Origin of the sequence: Amycolatopsis sp. NPDC101161, assembly GCF_044768185.1 — a bacterium.
Classification (GTDB): domain Bacteria; phylum Actinomycetota; class Actinomycetes; order Mycobacteriales; family Pseudonocardiaceae; genus Amycolatopsis.
This window is the reverse complement of the sequence record NZ_JBIWPI010000002.1, coordinates 1,133,593-1,153,805: the sequence shown is the minus strand read 5'-3', so window position 1 is coordinate 1,153,805 and position 20,213 is coordinate 1,133,593. Positions and strand designations below refer to the sequence as shown.

Genomic DNA, 20,213 nt, shown 5'->3' with positions numbered 1-20,213 from the left:
GCGTGCTGTCCGATCAATCGAGCAGCGCGTCGAGGTCGATCTTGACCGGGAACGGGACGTCGGTGGTGAAGGTTCCGGTGACCGCGGAAGCGTCCTGATAGCCGAATTCCCCGGCCTGGTGGCAGGCGACCAGCGAGATGGGGTCGCTCGTGTCGACGATCCAGTAATGCGGGATTCCCGCGTCGGCGTACTCGTCGTGCTTGACGTGGTAGTCGGTGCGTTTCGAGCCCGGCGACACGATCTCGACGACCAGAACCACTTCGTCGGCGCGGTACATGCTGTCTTCCCGATCCACGCGAGCACGCGCCCCGCGGTAGGTGATCAGCAAGTCGGGGCGACGCGAGAAACCCGGTTCACCACGCGGTGCCAAACCCAGGTCCACGTCGATGTCCAGCGTGAAGTCGAGTTCGGCTGGTAGCTGCGATTCCAGCTGTCGGCCCAGCAGGTAAGCGGCCTTGTTGTGGCGCCTGCTGGGGCTCGGTGACATCACGACGCGACCCTCCACGAGCTCGGTGAAACCGGTGTCGGTTTCACCGAGTGCCGCGTACTCCTCGATCGTCAGCAGGTGATCGGGGATCTCCCACCGACGAGCGGAGCCCGGCTGAGGAAGTTCGATCACAGCGTCTCCTTACGTCGGCAGGCATTGTCTCACGGCTCAGGTGCAACCATGAGTAACGCTATCTGTACCGAGCGTGTGACACCTTTCGCTCAATCGGCTACGCCCGCTTGAAGGGCGTGTAGATCTGGATGTCACCGTCCTGTTCGCGGGCCTCGAACACCGGCAGCGGCGGGATCTCGACCGGCAGGTCGTAGCGCACGATCTCGCCGGTCAACGCGAAGGTCGCGCCGTGGCACGGGCAGACCAGCTGCCGTTCGGGGTTCGCCAGGCGCAGGCGGCAGCCCAGGTGGGTGCACGTCGAGGACACCGCCCGCAGGCCCTCCGGGGTCCGCTGGACGAAGCCGGTCACGGTGTCCAGCTCGAACTCGCGCAGGCCGCCCTCCGGGACGTCCTTGCTCGCCGCCACCGTCCGCCACTCGCCCGGTTCCTGCTGCTGCTGCGGAGTCGCCGGGGCGCGGACCAGGCGGTCGATCCCGACGCCCGCCGCGAGTGAGGCGGCGGCGATCCCGGCCGTCCGGACCACACGGCGCCGACGCAACGGCGTGGCGGACGGCGGCGTCTGCCCGGCCGCCAGTTCGCGGCCGAGACGGGCGACGAAGTCCTCATCCGGCAGCGCCTCGGCCGCGTGGAGCCGGGCCGCCTGCAGCTCGATGGCCGCGCGCATCTGGGCCACCTGCTCGTCGTCCGGCCGGAACGGCTCCGGCGTGCGCTGCCCGAGGAGGCTGTCGGCGAAGCGGTCCACGTCGTTCATGCCCGCTCCTCGATCCGTGCCGCCGCTTGCGCGGCGAGCCGCAGGGCCCGGTGCTGGATCACCTTGACGTTGGCCAGGCTGACGCCCAGCTCCTCGGCGGCGTCTTGCAGTGAGTAGGACTCCAAGAATCGCAATTGCAGGACTTTCCGCGCGCGCTCGGGCAATTCGGCGAGTATCGCGGCGACCCGCCGGTCCGTCGCCGGAACGGCCGGGCCGTTCGCCGTCCGATGGCCGCGGTCGGGTATTTCCGTTGTTTCGTCGAGGCCGATCGTGGTGATCTCGCGCCCGAACAAGCGCCGCCAATGCGCGGCGAGCACGGTGCGCGCGGTCGCCAGCAGGTAAGCGCGGACCTCGGGCGCGCTCGCGCTCGCGCGCAACGGTTTCAACACGGCGAGGAACACTTCGCCGGTGAGATCCTCGGCGTCCGCGGGGTTTCCCACCTTTTTCAGCATCAGCCGGTAAACCCAGACGACATTCTCTCGGTAAACGGTTTCCCAGTCCGGTTCGGACTTCCCCTCCATCGGGACTCCACATCGCCGGTTCCGATGTTGCCGACCATACCCCGCGATGTAACCCGGGTGCATACCTTTCGGTGAGGGGCCACCTTGATTTCTCCTCCGCGCCCCTGCCGGCGAGCGCGGGGACTGCCCGTTTCATGCGAGGAGCAATCATGATGAGCAAGCGCAAGGCCGCGACCGCGGTGGCCGCGGCATTGACGCTGGGGGCGACCGCCGCGTTGTCCGGCGGAGCCGAAGCCGTTACGCAGCAGGGAGGCGGTTTCAACGACCGGGGTGACATCCGTTTTCTGCCGCAGCCGCTGAAAGATCGCCTGGCGTTGCTGGCCGGTCGGCCGTCGACGTTTCCGCCGATGACCGCGTTTTCCGAAGCGCCGTCGCCGAGTCAGTTATTCCAGTACTACCTGCTCGACACGAAGAATTTCCAACCGAACGTGTTCACCACGACCATTCCGGGGATCAACGACGGCGTCGCGCCGACGGCCACCGGGCCGAACCACGACCTGCCCACGCTGGGCGGCCTGCGGGTGGTCGTCGAGCCCAAGCCCGGCCTGCCGACCGACCCGAACGACCCCGGTTCGTTCGTCGACATGTTCACCGACATCTCGGGGCTGTTCGTCATCAACAACGAGTCCGGCTGGTACGAGGGCTGGATGATCCACGACGTGACGGTGCCGGCCGTCGCCGCGCCGCGCACCGACGGGCACGCCGCCTTCGGGACGATCACCGCCGCGGACGCCGCGGCGCTGGCGAAGACGGGGGACCACCACAACAAGCCGGGCGCGGTCTTCACCACCGACGGCAAGGCGCCGCGCGAGCCGTCCGCGACCGACCACTGGCCGGACAAGGTGTCCAACCTCGTGCCGATCCAGCTGTCGCTGGGCGCCTACAACGCCACGCAGCAGAGCGACCTCCACTCGTACTGGGAGCTCAACCAGTACACGAACTGGGTGCCGCCCACGTACGAGCTGCCGTTCACCGGCGGGATCCCCGGCACGTTCGAGAGGGGCAGGATCGGCGCGCTGTCGTCGATCGTGCCGGGCTCGGGCCCGTCGGGCGTGAAGAACAAGCCGCAGGTCGACGGCGACAACCCGAACATCCCGCGGGACCCGGACCGGCTGCTCAACACCAGCCCGGACGACCCGGACCGCCCGATGCCGAACAACGACGACCACAAGGAGAAGCGGCTCCGGTTCGTCCCGAGCGGGCTCGGCAACGAAGTGATGCTGGACGTGTACCTGCGGACCGCGTCCTTCGAGCCGTACGAGCACAGCCTGAGCCAGCGGATCTTCGACGCCTACGCGGCCGAGGTCGCGCGGGTCGACGGCAACCACGACGGCATCGTCGACGCCGTCGAAGCGGACCTCGAGGGCACGTCCGACGGCGGTCAGTCCAACGACCGGCTGTTCCTGCCCGCGACCGCCTACAACCGCGTCGCGGTGACCCGGGAGATCAACGACGGCCTGCTTTCACCCCGCTTCGCGCCCAGTCAGCGCGCGTGGGTGCTCAGCGGCGACATCGCCCGGGTGAGCCCGTCCGTTCCGGCGTCGGTCCCGCAGGACGGCGACAACCGATAGCCCGACCGGACCGAGGGGGCGCGGGTGCGGCCGGCGGTGAGCCGGCCGCACCCGTGCGGGAAAAGAAAGGGGGGTGGCCGATGCGCGTCTGGGAAACGAGCTTCAGGCCTTCTTCAGCTCACGGGCGATGACCAGCCGCTGGATCTGGTTCGTCCCTTCGAAGATCTGCGGCACCTTCGCTTCGCGCATGTAGCGTTCCACCGGGAAGTCCCGCGTGTACCCGGCCCCGCCGAGGACCTGGACCGCGTCCGTGGTCACCTTCATCGCGCCGTCGGTCGCGACCAGCTTCGCGATCGACGCCTGCCGCTGGAACGGCAGCCCGCGGTCACGTCGGCGGGCTGCCTCCAGGTAGCAGGCTCGCGAGGACTCGACGATCGCCGCCATGTCGGCCAGGAGGAACTCCACCCCCTGGAAGTCGATGATCGGACGGCCGAACTGCGACCGGCCCTTCGCGTACGCCACCGCTTCGTCCAGCGCCGCCTGCGCCAAGCCGACCGCGCACGCCGCGATCCCGAGCCGGCCCGAGCTCAGCGACGCTAGCGCGATCCGCAGCCCGTCACCGGGGGCACCCAGCAGCCGCGACGAAGGCACCCGGGCGCCGTCGAAGATCAGCTGGGCCGTCGGCGAGCCGGTGAGTCCCATCTTCCGCTCGCGAGGCGCCGCCGAGAGCCCGTCGGTGGCGCCGGGCACCAGCAGGCACGAGATCTCTTCCGAGCCCGTCCGGACCATCGTCGTGTAGAAGTCGGCCACTCCCGCGTGCGTGATCCACGCCTTCGTACCGTTGACGACGTAGTCCGCACCGTCGAGACGCGCGCGGGTCGACAAAGCGGCCGCGTCCGAGCCCGCCTGCGTCTCCGACAGCGCGTACGCGCCCAGCAGCGAACCTTCGAGCATCTCCGGCAGCCACTCGGCGCGCTGGTCGTCCGTGCCGTACTCCGCCAGCGCGTAGCAGGACATCGTGTGCACCGACAGGCCGACGCCGACCGTCATCCACGCCGCCGCGATCTCCTCCAAGACCTGCAGGTACACCTCGTACGACACTTCGCCGCCGCCCCAGCGCTCCGGGTACGGCAGCCCCAGCAGGCCCGACTTGCCCAGCAGGCGGAACTGCTCCCGCGGGAACTGCTCCGCTTCCTCGGCCGCCGCCGCGCGGGGCGCGAGCTCGTCGCGCGCGATCTCCCGGGCCAGCGCGACCAGGTCTTCGGCGTCCGAATCCGGCAGCAAGCGTTCGGCGGGCATCCTTGTCCTCCAAAGCGGTACTGAAAACAGTACTGTGGGCTCGTTTAGAGTACAGTACGACAGGCCTGGGGTGGCCGGAAGACGTAGGAGATAGTGAGCCGATGCCCCCCGAACCCCGCCGCCGGCCGACCGCGCGCCAGCGCGCCCTGCTCGGTGACCTCGAGGCGCTCTTCCTCGCCGAGGGCTTCGCGGACTTCACCCTCGACGACCTCGCCGGGCGCCTGCGCTGCTCGAAGTCGACGCTCTACGCGCTCGCGCCCAGCAAGGAGCAGCTCGCCGTCAAGGTCGTCACCCACTTCTTCCGGGGCGCCGGCGAGCGGATCGAGGAGCGCGTCGCCGGGATCGACGACGCCCGCAAGCTCATCGGGGAGTACCTGGCCGGTGTCGCCGAGCACCTGAACCGGGCGTCGCCGGAGTTCATGCGCGACCTCGCCGAGTTCGGCCCGGCCCGCGACGCCTACCAGGTCAACAGCCGGTTCGCGGCGCAGCGGCTGCGGCAGTTCATCGACAAGGGCGTCGCCGACGGCGTCTTCCGCGACGTCCACGCGCGGCTCGTCGCCGAGATGGCGAACCTGATCATCGAAGGCATCCAGACCGGGGTGCTCGGCCGGCGGATCGACGTCTCCGACGCCGAAGCCTTCACCGCTCTGGGTGAACTGCTGCTCGGCGGGCTGAACAAATAGCGGACAGGAATTGTCAGCCGGAACTCCATTAAACTCCCGGCGTGATCGTCGTAGGCGGAGAAGCTCTGGTCGACCTGGTCCCCGGTGACCCCCTGGATTCCACTGTGGACGGTGGGCTGCGCGCGCTGCTGCCGCGGCTCGGCGGTGGGCCGTACAACGTCGCGCTGGCGGCCGGGCGCCTCGGCGTGCCGGCGGCGTTCCTCTCGCGCGTGTCCACCGACCGCTTCGGCGACGCGATGGTCGAGCGCCTGCACGCTTCCGACGTCGACACGTCGTTGCTGCAGCGCGGCGACGAGCCGACGACGCTCGCCGTCGTCGCGCTCGACGCGAAGGGCGCCGCGCGCTACACGTTCTACGTCGAAGGCACCGCGGACCGGCTCGTCGCCGACCCGGGACCGCTTCCGGAGAACGTGACCGCGCTCTCGCTCGGCACCCTCGGGATGGTCCTCGAGCCCGGCGCGTCGGCCTACGAGGCGATGCTGCGGCGCGAGGCCGCGCGCGGCGTACTGACCGTCCTCGACCCGAACATCCGTGAGGCGCTGATCACCGACCCGGCCGCCTACCGCGCCCGGTTCACCTCCTGGCTGCCGGACGTTCGCCTGCTCAAGATCTCCGACGACGACGCCGCGTGGCTCACCGGCGGCACCGACCCGGTCGCCGCCGCGAAGACGTGGGTCGAGTCCGGTGTGGACGCCGTGGTGCTCACCCGCGGGGCCGACGGCGTCGCGGTGATCACCGCCGCAGGTGAGCTGGCCCACGTCCCGTCGCGCAAGGTGACCGTCGTCGACACCATCGGCGCCGGCGACACCGTCCAGGGCGCGCTGCTGGCCTGGCTGCACACCCACGACGTCACCGACCTGGCATCTCTCGACGCGAGCGCGTGGCGCGAAGCCCTCGAATTCGCGGCGAAAGCGGCATCCATCACGGTTTCGCGCAGCGGTGCCGAGCCGCCCACGTCCGCCGATATGGCGGCCGCCGTGTGAACCTGGTCCCAAAGGGGCACCCAGGAGCAACGCCACCGCTGCGCGAACGCACGTTTCTCGACTAACGTTGAGGGGCATTCTTCATACCCCAGCGGGGCGGTGTGCAGCGAGGCGCCAGTGTTTCCTCGCGTGAACACGTGGCTACCTGTGGAACCCGCAGGCGCCGCCGACCCGTGCCGAACGTGAGAGGGACTTGCATGTCCGACGCGACGACTGCGGGGCAGTCCGGCGGCGAAACCGCGAAGCTGACCCTGCCGAGTGGCGAGCACGAGTTCAAGATCGTCCACCCGGTCGAGGGCGCGCCCGGGATCGAACTGGGGAAGCTGCTGGCGCAGACGGGGTACATCACCTACGACCCCGGGTTCGTCAACACCGGCGCCGCGTCGTCCGCCATCGCCTACATCGACGGTGACGCCGGGATCCTCCGCTACCGGGGCTACCCGATCGAGCAGCTGGCCGAGAAGTCGACCTTCGTGGAGGTCTCCTACCTCCTGATCTACGGCGAGCTGCCGACCGAGACCCAGCTGGCCGACTTCACCGAGAAGATCCAGCGCCACACGCTGCTGCACGAAGACCTCAAGGCGTTCTTCAGCGGCTTCCCGCGCGACGCCCACCCGATGCCGGTGCTGTCCAGCGCGGTGTCGGCCCTGTCGACCTTCTACCAGGACTCGCTCGACCCGTTCGACGAGCCGAACGTCGAGCTGTCCACGGTCCGGCTCCTGGCCAAGCTGCCGACCCTGGCCGCGTACGCGTACAAGAAGTCCGTCGGCCAGCCGCTGCTGTACCCGGACAACTCGCTCGGCCTGGTCGAGAACTTCCTGCGGATGACCTTCGGCTTCCCGGCCGAGCCGTACGAGGTCGACCCCGAGGCCGCCAAGGCGCTCGACCTGCTGTTCATCCTGCACGCCGACCACGAGCAGAACTGCTCGACCTCGACCGTGCGCCTGGTCGGCTCGTCCGAGGCGAACCTGTTCGCCTCGATCTCGGCCGGCATCAACGCCCTGTTCGGCCCGCTGCACGGCGGCGCGAACTCCGCGGTGCTCGACATGCTCGAGGGCATCCAGCGCGACGGCGGCGATGTCGCCAAGTTCGTGGAGCGGGTGAAGAACAAGGAAAAGGGCGTGAAGCTGATGGGCTTCGGGCACCGGGTCTACAAGAACTACGACCCGCGCGCGAAGATCATCAAGAACACCGCCGACGAGATCCTCGGCAAGCTCAAGGGCGGCGACCAGCTGCTCGAGATCGCCAAGAAGCTCGAAGAGACCGCCCTTTCGGACGACTACTTCATCGAGCGCAAGCTGTACCCGAACGTGGACTTCTACACCGGCCTGATCTACCGGGCGCTGGGCTTCCCGACGAAGTTCTTCACGGTGCTGTTCGCGCTCGGCCGGCTCCCGGGCTGGATCGCGCACTGGCGCGAGATGATCAACGACCCGGCCACCAAGATCGGCCGCCCGCGGCAGATCTACACCGGCCACGCTTCGCGGGACTACACCCCGATGTCGGAGCGCTGAGTTTTTCAGCTGATCGATGAACGCCCCGTCGTGCACCCGCACGGCGGGGCGCTTATCGTTGTCCGTCGTGACTCGCGAAGCACCCGTCGTCCTGTGGTTCCGCCGCGACCTGCGGCTGGGTGACCACGCCGCCCTGCTCGAGGCGTCGAAGCACAGCAAGCACGTCCTCGCGCTGTACGTCCTCGACGAGGCACTGCTGAAGCCGGGTGGCGCGCCGCGGGAGGCGTTCCTCTACGGGTGCCTGGAGAAGCTGGACGAGCAGCTCGGCGGCCGGCTGATGCTGGTCCGCGGCGCGCCGGCGGTGGAGGTCGTCCGGGCGGCGAAGAAGATCGGCGCGGCCGCGGTGCACGTCAGCGCCGACACCGGCCCGTACGGCCGCCGGCGCGACGCCGAGGTCGCGAAGGCGTTGGCGGAGCACGACATCGGCTGGGTCGAGACGGGCTCGCCGTACGCCGTGACGCCGGGCCGCGTCACCAAGCCCGACGGCGAACCCTACCGCGTCTTCACGCCGTTCCACCGCGCCTGGACCGCGCGCGGCTGGCACTCGCCCGCCGACACCGGACCGTCCCTTGTGGACTGGGTCGAACCGCCGAAGTCGCTGAAGATCCCCAAGCCGCCCAAGGTTTCCGCGACCCTGCCCGAGCCGGGCGAGCAGGCCGCACTGGACGTCTGGCACGACTTCCTCGACGGCCCGATCGAGACGTACGACGCCGACCGCGACCGGCCGGACCGCGCGGGCACGACCCGGCTTTCGCCGTACCTGCGCTGGGGGTGCATCCACCCGCGGACCATCCTGGCCGACTTGGCGGGTGACGACCGCGTCGGCGCGAAGTCGCTGCGGAGTGAGATCTGCTGGCGCGAGTTCCACGCCGACGTCCTGTGGAACCGCCCGGAAACCGCGCGGGAGAACTACGACAAGCGCTTCGACGCCATGTTGCACGACAACGACCCCGAGGCCTTCGAGCGCTGGTGCGCGGGCAAGACCGGCTACCCGATCGTCGACGCCGGGATGCGGCAGCTGCTGGCCGAGGGCTGGATGCACAACCGCGTGCGGATGGTCGTCGCGAGCTTCTTGGTGAAGGACCTGCACCTGCCGTGGTGGCTCGGCGCGCGGCACTTCATGAAGCACCTCGTCGACGGCGACCTCGCCTCGAACCAGCTGAATTGGCAGTGGGTCGCCGGCTGCGGCACCGACGCGGCGCCGTACTTCCGGATCTTCAACCCGACGACGCAGGGGGAGAAGTTCGACCCGGACGGCGACTACGTCCGCAAGTACGTGCCGGAGCTGCGCTCGGTCGAGGGGAAGGCCGTCCACAAGCTGAAAGACCGCCCCAAGGACTACCCGGAGCCCATGGTCGACCACGCCCACGAGCGCCAGGTGTCCTTGGAGCGGTACGGCAAGATCACGTCGTGATCAGCCGCGCAACGCCTCCGACAGCTTGATGCGGCTGCCGATGCGCAGCACGCTGTTGCCGTAGATCTTGCCGCCGAGCCAGGTCAGCAGCGCGACCAGCGCGACGGTCAGCCCGAGCGACAGCGCGATCTCCCAGCCCGCCGCCGCCCCGGTCGAGATCCGGGCCGGCATCAGGATCGGCGACAGCAGCGGGATCAGCGACAGCACCTTCGTTCCCGAGCCGGACGGGTCCCGCAGCAGCAGGTTGATCCCGGCGATGAACCCGACGATGAGGATGATGTTGAGCGGCGAGACCACCGACTGCGTGTCCTCCTGCCGCGACACGAGTGACCCGAGCGCGCCGTAGATCGTGGCGTACAGCAGGAAGCCGAGCAGGTACCAGAGCAGGCCCCACAGCAGCGTGCCGGTGGCGAAGCCGGACAGGGAGAACACCCCGGTCGCCGACGCGGCGGCGAGCCCGGCCGCGCCGAGGATCACCAGCTGCGTCAGCCCGACCAGGCCGAGCCCGATCACCTTGCCCAGCAGCAGCTGCCACGGCCGCACGCTGGCGAGCAGGATCTCCACGACCCGGCTCGACTTCTCCTCGACGACGCCCTGGGCGACCATCATCCCGTAGGTGATGATGCTGAGGTAGAGCAGGAACGCGACGATCAGGCCGACGATGAGCCGTTGCGTGTGGTCCGCGGGTTCCGGCGAGATCGGGTCGTCGTGCACGTGGGTGCCGTCGACCTGGGCCATCACCTGGGCCGGCTCGAGCTGCGCGGACGACAGCACGCCGTCGAGGACCTGCTGCTGCGCCACCTGGTCGAGCACCCTGCGGAGCTGATCGTCCAAAGAGGACTTGTAGGTGGCGGTCAGCTTCGCCGCGCTGCCCGAGACGAGCGCGTCGAGGTCGCCGCCCTCGACCTTCGCGCGGCCCTCGGCCGGGTCGGTGACGGTGACCGTGTCGATGTGCCGCCCGGACTGCGCCGCCGCGACCTGCAGCTGCTGCGCGATCCCGGTCGCCTGGCCGGTGAGCCCGACCGTGCTCTTGTCCGCCGAGCCCGCCAGCGACGTCTGGAACCCGACGTACCCCAGCAGCAGCACGAGCAGCACCACGGTGCCGATGACGAACGAGCGCGTGCGCAGGCGGGTGTTCAGCTCGCGCTTCATCACCAGCCAGACGGCCCGCCGGCCGCTGAGCTTCTTCATCGCCGAACCCCCTCTTCTGAGACAGCGTCGCGGAACAGCTCGGTCAGCGACCGGCGCCGGCGGCTGAACTCGGTGACCGGCCCGGTCGCCAGCGCGGCGGCGAGCACGGCCTGGTCGTCGGCGCTCGGGTCGAGGTCGAGGACCGCGGTGGCGCCGTGGTTTTCCAGGACGCGCACGCCGGGCACGCCCGCGGCCCAGCCTTCGGGCGCGGCGGGCGCGGTGACGACGAGCTTGCTGCTCGCGCCCGCCGTCAGCTCGTCGACCGTGCCGACCGCGACCATCCGGCCGCTGCGGATGATCCCGACCCGGTCGCACAGCCGCTCGACGAGGTCGAGCTGGTGGCTGGAGAACACGACCGGCACGCCGGCCGCGGCCTTCTCGCGCAGCACGGCGCTCATGACGTCCACGGCGAGCGGGTCGAGGCCGGAGAACGGCTCGTCGAGCACCAGCACGGCCGGGTCGTGCACCAGCGCGGCGGCCAGCTGGACGCGCTGCTGGTTGCCGAGGCTGAGCTTCTGCACCTCGTCCTTGCGGCGCTCGGTCAGCCCGAGCCTCCCGATCCAGGTCTCGGCGTTGCGGTGGGCCTCGTTCGCGGTGAGGCCGTGCAGCTCGGCCAGGTAGACGAGCTGCTCCAGGACCTTCATCTTCGGGTAGAGCCCGCGTTCTTCGGGCATGTAACCGATGTGGGTGCGGGTTTCGTGGGTGATCGGTTCGCCGTCGAAGCGCACCTCGCCGCCGTCGGCGGCCAGCACGCCGAGCGCGATCCGCATGGTGGTGGTCTTGCCGGCGCCGTTGCTGCCGACGAAGCCGAACAGCTCCCCGGCGCGGACGTCGAACGTGACGCCGTCCAGCGCGACCTTGGCGCCGTAGCGCTTGGAGATCCCGTCGATCTCCAGTGTCCCCTTCATGCGTTCCCCTCTTCGAAGTCCTCGGGGTCGTCGTCCGGCAGCGCCCAGCCCAGGATGATCGTCGGGATGGTGGTGCCGGTGACCAGCAGCGCGGACAGCATCATCGCGCCGCGGAAGCCGCCGTCTTCGGTGTCCGCCACCACGATGCTGTAGATCATCGCGGCGATCATCAGGTAGCTCAGGATCTGGAAGCCGATGTAGGTGACGCGGTGGCGCCATTCGCGCTCGCGTTCGTCCAGCAGCCGCGAGAAGCCCCCGCTCATCCGGCCGGTGAGGATCCGCAGCAGCACGAACGAACCGGCGCCGACTAGCATGCTGCTCATCCAGACGGCGCCGTAGACCCAGTCGCCGCCGGTCGTGAAGATCGACGCCGCGGCGATCAGGCCGAGGTCGGCGGCCGCCACGACGACGGCGAGGGCCCGGCGGTGCTTCCGGGTGCGCCAGCCGGGCATCCTCTTGGCGTGCCGGAGCTCCCGTTGGTCCATCTTGTCCAGCTGGCGTTCCCAGTAGGCGGCGAGTTTCGTGGTCATGCTCCCCCCTCGCGGTAGACCTGGGTGGACAACGGCGTGAACGGCTCGCGGCTGAACACCGCTTCGACCGGCAGGTCGAACACCGCGCAGATCCGGAAGGCCAGGTCCAGGCTCGGATAGTGGTCCCCCCGCTCGAGCGCGCCGATGGTCTGCGGGTTGACGTCGACGGCGGTGGCAAGCGCGGCGCGGCTCAGTCCGCGCTCGGCCCGGAGCACGGGGAGCCGGTTGTAGATCGGCAGCTCCTTGCCGCGCCTGACCGGACTCATGAACGTACTGTTGCAAAAACCCAACGGGTCGTCAAGTTAAGTGCACATCAAGTGGTGTCCACAGGGTGGCTGTGATGTGGACAGGTGGCTGCCTCGGCGCTTGGGGCGAGTTTACTGTCGGTGCTCGCCGATAGACTGGACGTGGGCACGCCCCCCAGGGAAGGGCGGGGCGTGCCGGTGGAGCGGGGCATGCCGGTGGAGCGGGGCATGCCGGTGGAGCGGGGCATGCCGGTGGGGCGAGACATGCCGGCGGGGCGAGACATGCCGGCGGGGCGGGGCGTGTTGGTGGGGCGTGGCGTGCCGGTGGGGGCGGGGCGTGCCGGTGGGGCGAGGCGTGCCGGTGGCGCGTGGCGTGCCGGTGGGGGCGGGGCGTGCCGGTGGGGCGAGGTGTGCCGGCGGGGCGTGTCGGTGGGGCGGCTGGCGGCTCAGGCCAACCCGGCGAGTGACTTGTCGACAAGCTCCGCCACCCGCGCCCGCGCGGCTTCCGCGTCCGATGGGATCAGTGCCAGCCGTGTCCGGCGTTCCAGCACGTCCGCCACGTCGAGTGCCCCCTCGTTCCGGACCGCCCACACCACCTCGGCCGCCGTGATGTCCGTCCCCGGTGCCACCGGGGCCGCGAACTCCGCGTCCAGCTCGCCCAACGCCGCCACCCGCGGCGCTTCCGTCCCGTAGCGGGCCACCAACCGCGGTGAAGCGTCCACAAGGGACAGACTCGACCTCGGTGCCGCACCGAGCAGGGGCAACCGCGCGGTCCGGCACGGCGACGCGCTGAGGCAGGCCAGCTTCACCGCCGCGTCGACCGCGTCCTCCGCCATTCGGCGGTACGTCGTCAGCTTGCCGCCGACCACGGTCAGCAACCCGTCCGAACCCGCCAGGACGGCGTGCTTCCGGGACAGGTCCGCCGACCTCCCGCCGCCCTCGACCAACGGCCGCAGCCCGGCGTAGGACCCGGCCACGTCGTCTCGGGTCAACGGCCGGGCCAGCACCGAGGAAGCCAGTGACAGCAGGAAGTCCACATCGGACTCGGGCACCGCCGGGACGTCCGGGATCGGGCCGGGAACCGGCTCGTCCGTCAGTCCCAAGTAGACGCGGCCGTCCGGCTGGGGGAGCAGGAACACGAACCGGTTCGTCTCGCCCGGCACGCCGATGTTCACCGACGTCGTGCCCATCGGGACCGTCCCCGGCGCCAGCACCAGGTGTGATCCCAGTGACGGCCGTAGCCGGACCGCGCCCGTCAGCGTGCCCGCCCACACCCCGGTCGCGTTGATCACCTGGCGCGCGTGGATGTCCACAGTGGAACCCGAAACGCCGTCGACCGCCGAAACCCGGTCCGCCGACAGCGACGTCGCCGACAACCGCGTCAAGATCCGGGCCCCGAACGACGCCGCCGTCCGGGCCAGGGACACCACCAGCCGGGCGTCGTCGACCAACGCGCCGTCGTAGGCCAGCAGTGCGCCGCGCAGGCCACGCGGGGACAAGCCGGGCGCAAGGGCCAACGCCTCGGCGGTGGGGATCGACCGCGGCCGCGGCAGCACCGATGACGGCGTGCGCGCCGCCCGGCGGAGGGCGTCCCCGGCTCGCAAACCGGCGGCGACGAGCGCCTGCTGGGCCCGGGATGTGCTGGGGTACAACGGGAACAGCTGCGGCATCGCGCGCGTGAGGTGCGGGGCCGTGCGCGTCATCAGGACACCGCGCTCGACCGCGCTCTCGTGCGCCAGGCCCAGCTCGCCGTGCGCCAGGTACCGCAAGCCGCCGTGGACGAGCTTCGACGACCAGCGGGACGTCCCGAACGCCAGGTCGTGCGCCTCGACCAGCGCCACCGACAACCCGCGCGAGGCCGCGTCCAGAGCGATGCCCGTTCCGGTGACGCCGCCGCCGACCACGACGACGTCGACCCGCTCGCCCGCCGCCAGCTCCGCGAGCTCGTGTTCGCGGCGCCGCGCGTTGAGCGAGCCGGACGTCACGGCTTCAGCGCCGCGTCGAGCACGTGGGTGAACTCCGCCAGCAGCGCCGCCTCGCCGACGTCCGCCGTCGCCGGCCGCAGCGAGAACGCGAAGGACTGGACCACCAGCAGCACCGCCCGGGACTGCACCGCGACCGGCGCGCGCCGGATCGAGCCGTCCTGGTGGCCGGCCTCCAAGAGCCCGTGCAGCGCCTGCTCGGCGAACTTCTGCGTCGCGCCCAGCCGCTCCACGATGTACGGGAGCACCAGCTCGGGGTCGACGTCGAGCAGCGTGCGGAACAGCGGGTCGGCCGACAGCGCTCGGACGCCGGCCGCCGCGATGAGCACGAGCCGCTCGCGGCTGTTCGCGGCGTCGGCGCCGCGCTCGCTCGCCGTGCGCAGCAGCCCGCTGAACTCGCGGGTCATCAGCGCCGCGAGCACGCTGCGGACGTCGGGGAAGCGGCGGTAGACCGTCATCCGGCTGACGCGCGCGGTCCGGGCGATTTCGGCGAGTGTGGTGCGGCGCACACCGACGGCCAGCACGCACGAGCGCGCGGCGTCGAGCAGCACGTCATCGGCCACGCGCGTCGCCGTCTGGCGGTTGCGGGTGTCCGCGAGCGCGGACGATCCCGCGGTCGAAGTGGTGTGACGTTTCACGTCCATGTGTCACACTGTATCGGTGAACGCGCTCATTGACCACCGCCTTCGACGGTCCTGGGCCCCGGAAGCCGCCGACGCCGCCCGGCTGCCCGCGCGGGCGGCCAAGTGGCTTGAACAGCGTATAGGCCAGGCGGGTTCCGGTGCTGCCCTGGCCGGGAATTTGCCGGTGGAAATACCGTCACCGAAACTGGACGAATCTGCTGCCGCCGCGTTGTCGAAAGTGGTCGGCGCGGAGAACGTGCTGGTCGACGCCGCGGCACGGCTGGCGCGCGCGACCGGGCTGTCCTACCTCGACCTGCTGCGCCGCCGTTCGCCCGGCGCGGACTTCCCGGTGCCGGACGCGGTCGTGCTGCCCGCCGACCCGGACGAAGTCCAGGAAGTGCTCGACGTCTGCGTGACCCACGACGTCGGGGTCGTCCCCTTCGGCGGCGGCACCTCGGTCGTCGGCGGCGTCGCGGCCCTGCGCGGCGACAAGGCGTCGGTGATCGCGCTCGACCTCGTCCGGCTCGACGCGCTGGTGTCGGTCGACGCCGAGTCGCGCATCGCGGTCCTGCAGGCCGGCGTCCGCGGGCCCGAGGCCGAGCGCCTCCTCGGCGAGCACGGCCTGACGCTCGGGCACATCCCGCAGTCGTTCGAGCGCGCCACCATCGGCGGCTTCGCGGCGACGCGCTCGGCCGGGCAGGCGTCGTCGGGCTACGGCCGGTTCGAGGACATGGTCACCGGCGTGCGGCTGGCCACTCCGCGCGGCGAGTGGAAGCTCGGCGTCGCACCGGCGTCGGCGGCCGGGCCGGACCTGCGCCAGCTCGCGATCGGCAGCGAAGGCACGCTCGGCGTGATCACGGAGGTGTCGCTGCGGGTCCGTCCCGCGCCGCCGGTCCGCCGGTACGAGGGCTACGCCCTGCCCGGCTGGGAAGCGGGCCGCGAGGCCGTCCGCGACCTCGCGCAGCACCACGCGCTCGCCGACGTCACCCGGCTGTCCGATGTGGACGAGACCGGGGTTTCGCTGGCGCTGAACGCCGGCCTCAAGACGGCGGCGCTGCGCCGGTACCTCGCCGCGCGCGGGGTGCCGCACCCGTGTTTCCTCATCGTCGGCTGGGAAGGCACCGCGCGCGACGTGAAGCTGCGCCGCCGCGAGACGACGCGCCGGCTGAAGGCCGCGGGTGCCGTGCGCGTCGGCAAGGCGCTCGGCGAGTCGTGGCGCCACGGCCGGTTCGCCGGGCCGCGGCAGCGGGATGCCCTGCTGGACCGAGGTGTCTGCGTCGAGACGCTGGAAACCGCCGCCTATTGGTCCAATGTGGATGAACTGCGCGACGACGTCCGCGCGGCGCTGACGGCGTCGCTCGGCCGGGCGATCGTGATGTGCCACATCTCGCACGCGTACGAGACGGGCGCGTCGCTCTACTTCACGGTGCTGACGGCCCGCGACGAGAAGGACCCGGTCGGCCAGTGGCAGCGCGCGAAGGCGGCGGCCTGCGAGGCGATCGTCGGCCTGGGCACGATTTCGCACCACCACGCCGTCGGCGTCGACCACGCGCCGTACCTGCGGGCGGAGATCGGCTCGCTGGGCGTCGAAGTGCTGCGCGCGGCGAAGTCCACAGTGGACCCGACCGGGATCCTCAACCCGGGCAAGCTGGTCTAGGGGAAGGTGCGCCCGTCCGGCGGCTCGACGACCTCGCAGGCGACGCCGGGGCCGTCGGCCGGGACGCCGTCCAGCTCGACGGCCTGCGCCTGCGGGACGTCGGCCGTGCGCACCGGCTTCCCGTCGACCAGCAGCGGGTAGCGGATCGGCACCGCGCCGATGTAGGCCAGCACGTCGGTGACGCGGCTGCCGTCCTCCAACGTGATGTCCGGCTCGGTGAGCCGGACCAGGTGGTAGCGGTTGCCGCGGCCTTCGCAGCGGTCCAGCACCACAAGCTGCTCCGGCGTCACGAACCAGACGGCGTGCTCCTCGACGCCGGGCAGCGCGGTGAGCGTCGCCGGGCGCTGGCCGTCGCGGAAGCGCAGCCCGGACGCCCACACGGCGGCGAGGCCGTCGCAGCGCGCGTGCGCGACGACGACCGGGCCCTCGAGCCCGAGTTCGGCGCGCATCCAGCTGATCTTCGACGGGTTGGCGTTGGAGCCGTAGGCGAGCACGGCCTGCCGGCCGCGCCAGCCCGCCGGCGCGGTGTCCAGCGGGTACCCGGCCCCGTTTTCGTGCACGAACGAGAAGCCCGGCCGGGCCCCCGGGTAGGGGTCGGCCGGGTAGTCCGCGTCGCTGAAGAGAGTCAGAACGTCACCACGCTGCGCAGGACGTCACCGTGGTGCATGCGCTCGAAGGCCTGCTCGACGCCGTCGACGCCGATCCGCTCGGTGACGAACTTGTCGAGCGGCAGCCGGCCCTGCAGGTAGAGGTCGACGAGCATCGGGAAGTCCCGGCTCGGCAGGCAGTCGCCGTACCAGGACGACTTGAGCGAGCCGCCGCGCGAGAAGAAGTCGATCAGCGGCAGGTCGTCCAGGCGCATCTCCGGCGTCGGGACGCCGACCAGCACGACGGTGCCGGCCAGGTCGCGCCCGTAGAAGGCCTGCCGCCAGGTCTCCGGGCGTCCGACGGCGTCGATCACGACGTCCGGGCCGAAGCTGTTCGTGGCGTCCTGCATGGCCTCGACGACCGCCTCTTCGGAGAGGCCCTTGCTGTTGACGGTGTGCGTCGCGCCGAAGTCCTTGGCCCAGTCCAGCTTCCGGTCGTCCATGTCGATCGCGACGATCGTGGTGGCGCCCGCCAGCTTCGCGCCGGCGATGGCGGCGTCGCCCACCCCACCGCAGCCGATGACGGCGACGGAGTCGCCCCGCGTGACGGCGCCGGTGTTGATGGCGGCTCCGAGCCCGGCCATCACGCCGCAGCCGAGCAGTCCGGCGACCGCGGGCTCGGCCTCGCGGTTCACCTTCGTGCACTGTCCGCTGTGGACGAGGGTCTTCTCGAGGAAGGCGCCGATGCCGAGGGCGGGCGAGAGCTTGGTGCCGTCCTGGAGGGTCATGGGCTGCGCCGCGTTGAAGGTCGAGAAGCAGTACCACGGCTTCCCGCGCTTGCAGGCCCGGCAGGTGCCGCAGACGGCGCGCCAGTTGAGGATGACGTAGTCGCCGGGCGCGACGTCGGTGACGCCCTCGCCGACGGCCTCGACGACCCCGGCGGCCTCGTGGCCGAGCAGGAACGGGAACTCGTCGTTGATCCCGCCTTCGCGGTAGTGCAGGTCGGTGTGGCAGACCCCGCAGGCCTGCACGTTCACGACGGCCTCGCCGGGCCCGGGATCGGGCACGAGGACGGTCTCCAGCGAGACGGGCTCGCCCTTCGCCCGCGAAACGACCCCCTGGACCTCGTACGGCATGCGAATCCACCTTCCGGCTTTGCTGGCTCTGCCCGCAGCTAATCACGGATCACGCGGAGATGGCGACATCCGCATGAGTGAGTCTTGGTGGTTTGTGCGCAACATGTTGCGTGTTACGCAACTGTGGCGACCCAGCTGGCGAGGGTTTCGAAGTCGTGGCCGGTGAGCCCCGTGCTCGCGGCGACGGTGTGCACCAAAGCCGGCCCCGGGTGGTGGCGGGCGACCCACGTCCGGTCGGCGTCGGTGGTTTCGTCGTCGACCCAGGCGAACGGGCGGCCCGCCGCGTGCTCGACGATCCGCGGGGTCTTCCAGTGCGGCCCCGGTCCGGTGTCTTCCTCGGGGAAATCGAGCACGGGCAGCGGCGGCAGGCCCAGCAGCGGCGCGACGGCTTCGTTGGCGTCGTCCAGCCACGTCGTGGCCCAGACCAGGTCGCACCCGAGCGCCAGCAGCCGCGGGCCGAGGCCCGGGTCGACCCGGGACAGCAGGGGATTGCCCAGGTCGGCGTCCGTGAAGTGCGCGTACTCGCCGGAACCGCGCCCGAACGGGATCAGCGGGCCGTCGACGTCGAGGAACAGCAGGGGGCGCATGGTTGCGGCAGTCTGGCACGGGCCTCCGGCCCCCGTCTTCCAGCTTAGCGGGCGGTACCGACAGTTCCGGGCGGCTCGGGCAGCTCCATCGACGCCAGGCGCGCCGGGTCGGCGACCCCTGCGATGCCGGTGATCCGGCCGCCGACCACCGTGAACGCCACCACCGACATCGGGGTCCCGTCCGGGTACCACGCCACCACGCCCGGCAGGCCGCCGACCAGGACCTCCTGGCCGCCCGCCGCCGCTCCGACGCGCGCTCCCGCCGCCACGTTCGTCGCTCCCAGGACCACCACCACGCCGTCCGGGGTGTCGACCGTCAAGCGGACGTCCGGGTCCAGGACCCGCAGCAGCTCCTCGAAATCGCCGTCGCGGGCCGCCCTCAAGAACGCGTTCACCACCTCGCGCTGCGACCTCCCCGCACCGGAAGGACCCGCCGGTGTCCGGACCTTCTTGCGCGCGCGGCTCGCCAGCATCTTCGTCGCGCCCGGGGACTTGCCGAGGATGCGGCCGATCTCCTCGAACGGCACGGCGAACAGGTCGTGCAGCACGAACGCCAGCCGCTCGCCCGGCGCGAGGGACTCCAGCACCACCAGCAGCGCGAGCCCGACCGAGTCCGCCAGCTCGGCGTCGTCGTCCGGGGCCGGGCTTTCGTCGACCGCCACGACGATCTCGTCGTACGGCGCCTCGGGCCGGGACCGGCGCGAGCGCAGCACGTCCAGGCTGATCCGGCCGACCACCGTCGTCAGCCAGCCGTCGAGGTTGCCGATCGTCGCCGCGTCCTGGCGGGACAGCCGCAGCCACGCCTCCTGGACCACGTCCTCGGCGTCGGCGTGCGAACCCAGCACGCGGTGGGCCACCGCGCGCAGCCGGTCGCGCTGCGCCTCGAAGACCTCGGTCATCGTGTCGGGCATGTCGTTACCTTCCTCGGTTCCGCTCCGTCATGGGGATGACGGATCCGAACCACCACAGGTAACACCAGGAGGAACGATGGAAGCGCGGCTCAAGAGCACCAGCGGCCCCGAGGTGACGGGAGCGGTCCAGCAGCTGTTCAAGGTCGTGTACGGCGCCGGCGTCGACCCGCTGCTGCTCGAGCTGGTCCACCTGCGGGCCAGCCAGATCAACAGCTGCGCGCCGTGCGTCTACGGGGGTGTCCACTCGGCGAAGAAGCACGGCGAGACCGACGAACGGCTGCACAGCGTCGTCACCTGGCGCGAGACGCCGTTCTTCACCGAGCCGGAGCGGGCCGCGCTCGCGCTGACCGAAGCGGCGACGCGGATCGAGGACGGCCAGCCGGGCGTGACCGACGAGATCTGGGCGGCCGCCGCCGGGCACTTCGACGAGAAGCAGCTGTCGGCGATCGTCCTGCACATCGCGCTGACCGGCTTCTTCAACCGGATCAACCGCGCGATCCGGGAGCAGGCCGGCAAGACCTGGTGAGGTCCGGCGGGGCGCCGCCCGGCGCCCCGCCGATC

The 20,213-nt window shown here is 71.0% G+C and carries 21 protein-coding genes; 7 read left to right on the top strand and 14 right to left on the bottom strand.

The window, feature by feature from the left end:
* Positions 1 to 13 precede the first annotated feature (13 nt).
* From ACIRSS_RS16665 to ACIRSS_RS16655, 3 genes are all read right to left on the bottom strand, one after another.
* Positions 14 to 619 carry a Uma2 family endonuclease gene (locus ACIRSS_RS16665; RefSeq protein WP_400895557.1) on the bottom strand — a complete coding sequence of 202 codons (606 nt, stop codon included), beginning with the start codon at positions 617 to 619 and terminating at the stop codon, positions 14 to 16.
* Positions 620 to 716: 97 nt separating this feature from the next.
* The gene (locus tag ACIRSS_RS16660) at positions 717 to 1,370 is read right to left on the bottom strand and encodes a Rieske (2Fe-2S) protein (protein WP_400895555.1); all 654 of its coding nucleotides are present in this window, start codon (positions 1,368 to 1,370) and stop codon (positions 717 to 719) included.
* Complete coding sequence (locus tag ACIRSS_RS16655) at positions 1,367 to 1,891, bottom strand: RNA polymerase sigma factor (protein ID WP_400895552.1); 525 nt, start codon at positions 1,889 to 1,891, stop codon at positions 1,367 to 1,369. Before ACIRSS_RS16655 ends, ACIRSS_RS16660 begins: the two co-directional genes overlap by 4 nt.
* A gap of 149 nt (positions 1,892 to 2,040) precedes the next feature.
* On the opposite strand from ACIRSS_RS16655, the gene ACIRSS_RS16650 reads away from it, so the two are divergent.
* Positions 2,041 to 3,462: a hypothetical protein gene (locus ACIRSS_RS16650; RefSeq protein ID WP_400895549.1), complete on the top strand. Its 1,422-nt coding sequence runs from the start codon at positions 2,041 to 2,043 to the stop codon at positions 3,460 to 3,462.
* A gap of 102 nt (positions 3,463 to 3,564) precedes the next feature.
* Here ACIRSS_RS16650 and ACIRSS_RS16645 read toward each other — a convergent pair whose 3' ends face one another.
* Complete coding sequence (locus tag ACIRSS_RS16645; protein WP_400895546.1) at positions 3,565 to 4,701, bottom strand: acyl-CoA dehydrogenase family protein; 1,137 nt, start codon at positions 4,699 to 4,701, stop codon at positions 3,565 to 3,567.
* Positions 4,702 to 4,802: 101 nt separating this feature from the next.
* Between ACIRSS_RS16645 and ACIRSS_RS16640 the strand changes: the two genes are divergently transcribed.
* From ACIRSS_RS16640 to ACIRSS_RS16625, 4 genes are all read left to right on the top strand, one after another.
* Positions 4,803 to 5,384 (top strand): TetR/AcrR family transcriptional regulator, encoded by a 582-nt coding sequence (locus ACIRSS_RS16640; RefSeq protein WP_400895543.1) that lies wholly within the window; start codon positions 4,803 to 4,805, stop codon positions 5,382 to 5,384.
* A 41-nt stretch (positions 5,385 to 5,425) separates the two neighbouring features.
* Positions 5,426 to 6,367, top strand: a complete 942-nt coding sequence (locus ACIRSS_RS16635; RefSeq protein WP_400895540.1) for a carbohydrate kinase — start codon at positions 5,426 to 5,428, stop codon at positions 6,365 to 6,367.
* Positions 6,368 to 6,564: 197 nt separating this feature from the next.
* Complete coding sequence (locus tag ACIRSS_RS16630; protein ID WP_400895537.1) at positions 6,565 to 7,881, top strand: citrate synthase; 1,317 nt, start codon at positions 6,565 to 6,567, stop codon at positions 7,879 to 7,881.
* 67 nt (positions 7,882 to 7,948) lie between these two features.
* Positions 7,949 to 9,295, top strand: coding sequence for a cryptochrome/photolyase family protein (locus ACIRSS_RS16625; protein ID WP_400895534.1), 1,347 nt, complete (start codon positions 7,949 to 7,951; stop codon positions 9,293 to 9,295).
* Here the strand turns inward: ACIRSS_RS16625 and ACIRSS_RS16620 are convergent, their stop codons facing one another.
* The 6 genes from ACIRSS_RS16620 to ACIRSS_RS16595 form a co-directional block, all read right to left on the bottom strand.
* Positions 9,296 to 10,486 (bottom strand): ABC transporter permease, encoded by a 1,191-nt coding sequence (locus ACIRSS_RS16620; protein ID WP_400895531.1) that lies wholly within the window; start codon positions 10,484 to 10,486, stop codon positions 9,296 to 9,298.
* On the bottom strand, positions 10,483 to 11,394 hold the full coding sequence (locus tag ACIRSS_RS16615) for an ABC transporter ATP-binding protein (RefSeq protein WP_400895529.1): 912 nt from the start codon (positions 11,392 to 11,394) through the stop codon (positions 10,483 to 10,485). Before ACIRSS_RS16615 ends, ACIRSS_RS16620 begins: the two co-directional genes overlap by 4 nt.
* Complete coding sequence (locus tag ACIRSS_RS16610) at positions 11,391 to 11,924, bottom strand: hypothetical protein (protein ID WP_400895527.1); 534 nt, start codon at positions 11,922 to 11,924, stop codon at positions 11,391 to 11,393. The genes ACIRSS_RS16615 and ACIRSS_RS16610 overlap by 4 nt, the downstream gene beginning before the upstream one ends.
* On the bottom strand, positions 11,921 to 12,190 hold the full coding sequence (locus tag ACIRSS_RS16605; protein ID WP_400895525.1) for a helix-turn-helix transcriptional regulator: 270 nt from the start codon (positions 12,188 to 12,190) through the stop codon (positions 11,921 to 11,923). Before ACIRSS_RS16605 ends, ACIRSS_RS16610 begins: the two co-directional genes overlap by 4 nt.
* 425 nt (positions 12,191 to 12,615) lie before the next feature.
* Positions 12,616 to 14,154 carry a glycerol-3-phosphate dehydrogenase/oxidase gene (locus tag ACIRSS_RS16600; protein WP_400895523.1) on the bottom strand — a complete coding sequence of 513 codons (1,539 nt, stop codon included), beginning with the start codon at positions 14,152 to 14,154 and terminating at the stop codon, positions 12,616 to 12,618.
* Positions 14,151 to 14,714, bottom strand: coding sequence for a TetR/AcrR family transcriptional regulator (locus ACIRSS_RS16595; RefSeq protein WP_400897498.1), 564 nt, complete (start codon positions 14,712 to 14,714; stop codon positions 14,151 to 14,153). Before ACIRSS_RS16595 ends, ACIRSS_RS16600 begins: the two co-directional genes overlap by 4 nt.
* A gap of 97 nt (positions 14,715 to 14,811) precedes the next feature.
* Between ACIRSS_RS16595 and ACIRSS_RS16590 the strand changes: the two genes are divergently transcribed.
* Positions 14,812 to 16,431: an FAD-binding oxidoreductase gene (locus ACIRSS_RS16590; RefSeq protein WP_400895521.1), complete on the top strand. Its 1,620-nt coding sequence runs from the start codon at positions 14,812 to 14,814 to the stop codon at positions 16,429 to 16,431.
* Here the strand turns inward: ACIRSS_RS16590 and ACIRSS_RS16585 are convergent.
* The 4 genes from ACIRSS_RS16585 to ACIRSS_RS16570 form a co-directional block, all read right to left on the bottom strand.
* Positions 16,428 to 16,991, bottom strand: a complete 564-nt coding sequence (locus ACIRSS_RS16585) for a gamma-glutamylcyclotransferase family protein (protein WP_400895518.1) — start codon at positions 16,989 to 16,991, stop codon at positions 16,428 to 16,430. The two genes, ACIRSS_RS16590 and ACIRSS_RS16585, sit on opposite strands and share 4 nt — an antisense overlap.
* Before the next feature lie 65 nt (positions 16,992 to 17,056).
* Positions 17,057 to 18,154 (bottom strand): S-(hydroxymethyl)mycothiol dehydrogenase, encoded by a 1,098-nt coding sequence (locus tag ACIRSS_RS16580; RefSeq protein ID WP_400895515.1) that lies wholly within the window; start codon positions 18,152 to 18,154, stop codon positions 17,057 to 17,059.
* A 113-nt stretch (positions 18,155 to 18,267) separates the two neighbouring features.
* On the bottom strand, positions 18,268 to 18,741 hold the full coding sequence (locus tag ACIRSS_RS16575) for an HAD domain-containing protein (protein WP_400895513.1): 474 nt from the start codon (positions 18,739 to 18,741) through the stop codon (positions 18,268 to 18,270).
* Positions 18,742 to 18,785: 44 nt separating this feature from the next.
* Complete coding sequence (locus ACIRSS_RS16570) at positions 18,786 to 19,652, bottom strand: sigma-70 family RNA polymerase sigma factor (RefSeq protein ID WP_400895511.1); 867 nt, start codon at positions 19,650 to 19,652, stop codon at positions 18,786 to 18,788.
* 76 nt (positions 19,653 to 19,728) lie between these two features.
* Here ACIRSS_RS16570 and ACIRSS_RS16565 point away from each other — a divergent pair, with 76 nt between their 5' ends.
* Entirely contained in the window at positions 19,729 to 20,178 is a 450-nt protein-coding gene (locus ACIRSS_RS16565) for a carboxymuconolactone decarboxylase family protein (protein ID WP_400895508.1), read from the top strand.
* Positions 20,179 to 20,213: the final 35 nt, after the last annotated feature.

Coding starts and splice junctions, on each gene's coding strand:
- ACIRSS_RS16650 (WP_400895549.1), top strand. CDS start 2,041: ATGATGAGCAAGCGCAAGGCCGCGACCGCGGTGGCCGCGGCATTGACG.
- ACIRSS_RS16605 (WP_400895525.1), bottom strand. CDS start 12,190: ATGAGTCCGGTCAGGCGCGGCAAGGAGCTGCCGATCTACAACCGGCTC.
- ACIRSS_RS16615 (WP_400895529.1), bottom strand. CDS start 11,394: ATGAAGGGGACACTGGAGATCGACGGGATCTCCAAGCGCTACGGCGCC.
- ACIRSS_RS16580 (WP_400895515.1), bottom strand. CDS start 18,154: ATGCCGTACGAGGTCCAGGGGGTCGTTTCGCGGGCGAAGGGCGAGCCC.
- ACIRSS_RS16575 (WP_400895513.1), bottom strand. CDS start 18,741: ATGCGCCCCCTGCTGTTCCTCGACGTCGACGGCCCGCTGATCCCGTTC.
- ACIRSS_RS16655 (WP_400895552.1), bottom strand. CDS start 1,891: ATGGAGGGGAAGTCCGAACCGGACTGGGAAACCGTTTACCGAGAGAAT.
- ACIRSS_RS16640 (WP_400895543.1), top strand. CDS start 4,803: ATGCCCCCCGAACCCCGCCGCCGGCCGACCGCGCGCCAGCGCGCCCTG.
- ACIRSS_RS16630 (WP_400895537.1), top strand. CDS start 6,565: ATGTCCGACGCGACGACTGCGGGGCAGTCCGGCGGCGAAACCGCGAAG.
- ACIRSS_RS16570 (WP_400895511.1), bottom strand. CDS start 19,652: ATGCCCGACACGATGACCGAGGTCTTCGAGGCGCAGCGCGACCGGCTG.
- ACIRSS_RS16620 (WP_400895531.1), bottom strand. CDS start 10,486: ATGAAGAAGCTCAGCGGCCGGCGGGCCGTCTGGCTGGTGATGAAGCGC.
- ACIRSS_RS16660 (WP_400895555.1), bottom strand. CDS start 1,370: ATGAACGACGTGGACCGCTTCGCCGACAGCCTCCTCGGGCAGCGCACG.
- ACIRSS_RS16610 (WP_400895527.1), bottom strand. CDS start 11,924: ATGACCACGAAACTCGCCGCCTACTGGGAACGCCAGCTGGACAAGATG.
- ACIRSS_RS16565 (WP_400895508.1), top strand. CDS start 19,729: ATGGAAGCGCGGCTCAAGAGCACCAGCGGCCCCGAGGTGACGGGAGCG.
- ACIRSS_RS16645 (WP_400895546.1), bottom strand. CDS start 4,701: ATGCCCGCCGAACGCTTGCTGCCGGATTCGGACGCCGAAGACCTGGTC.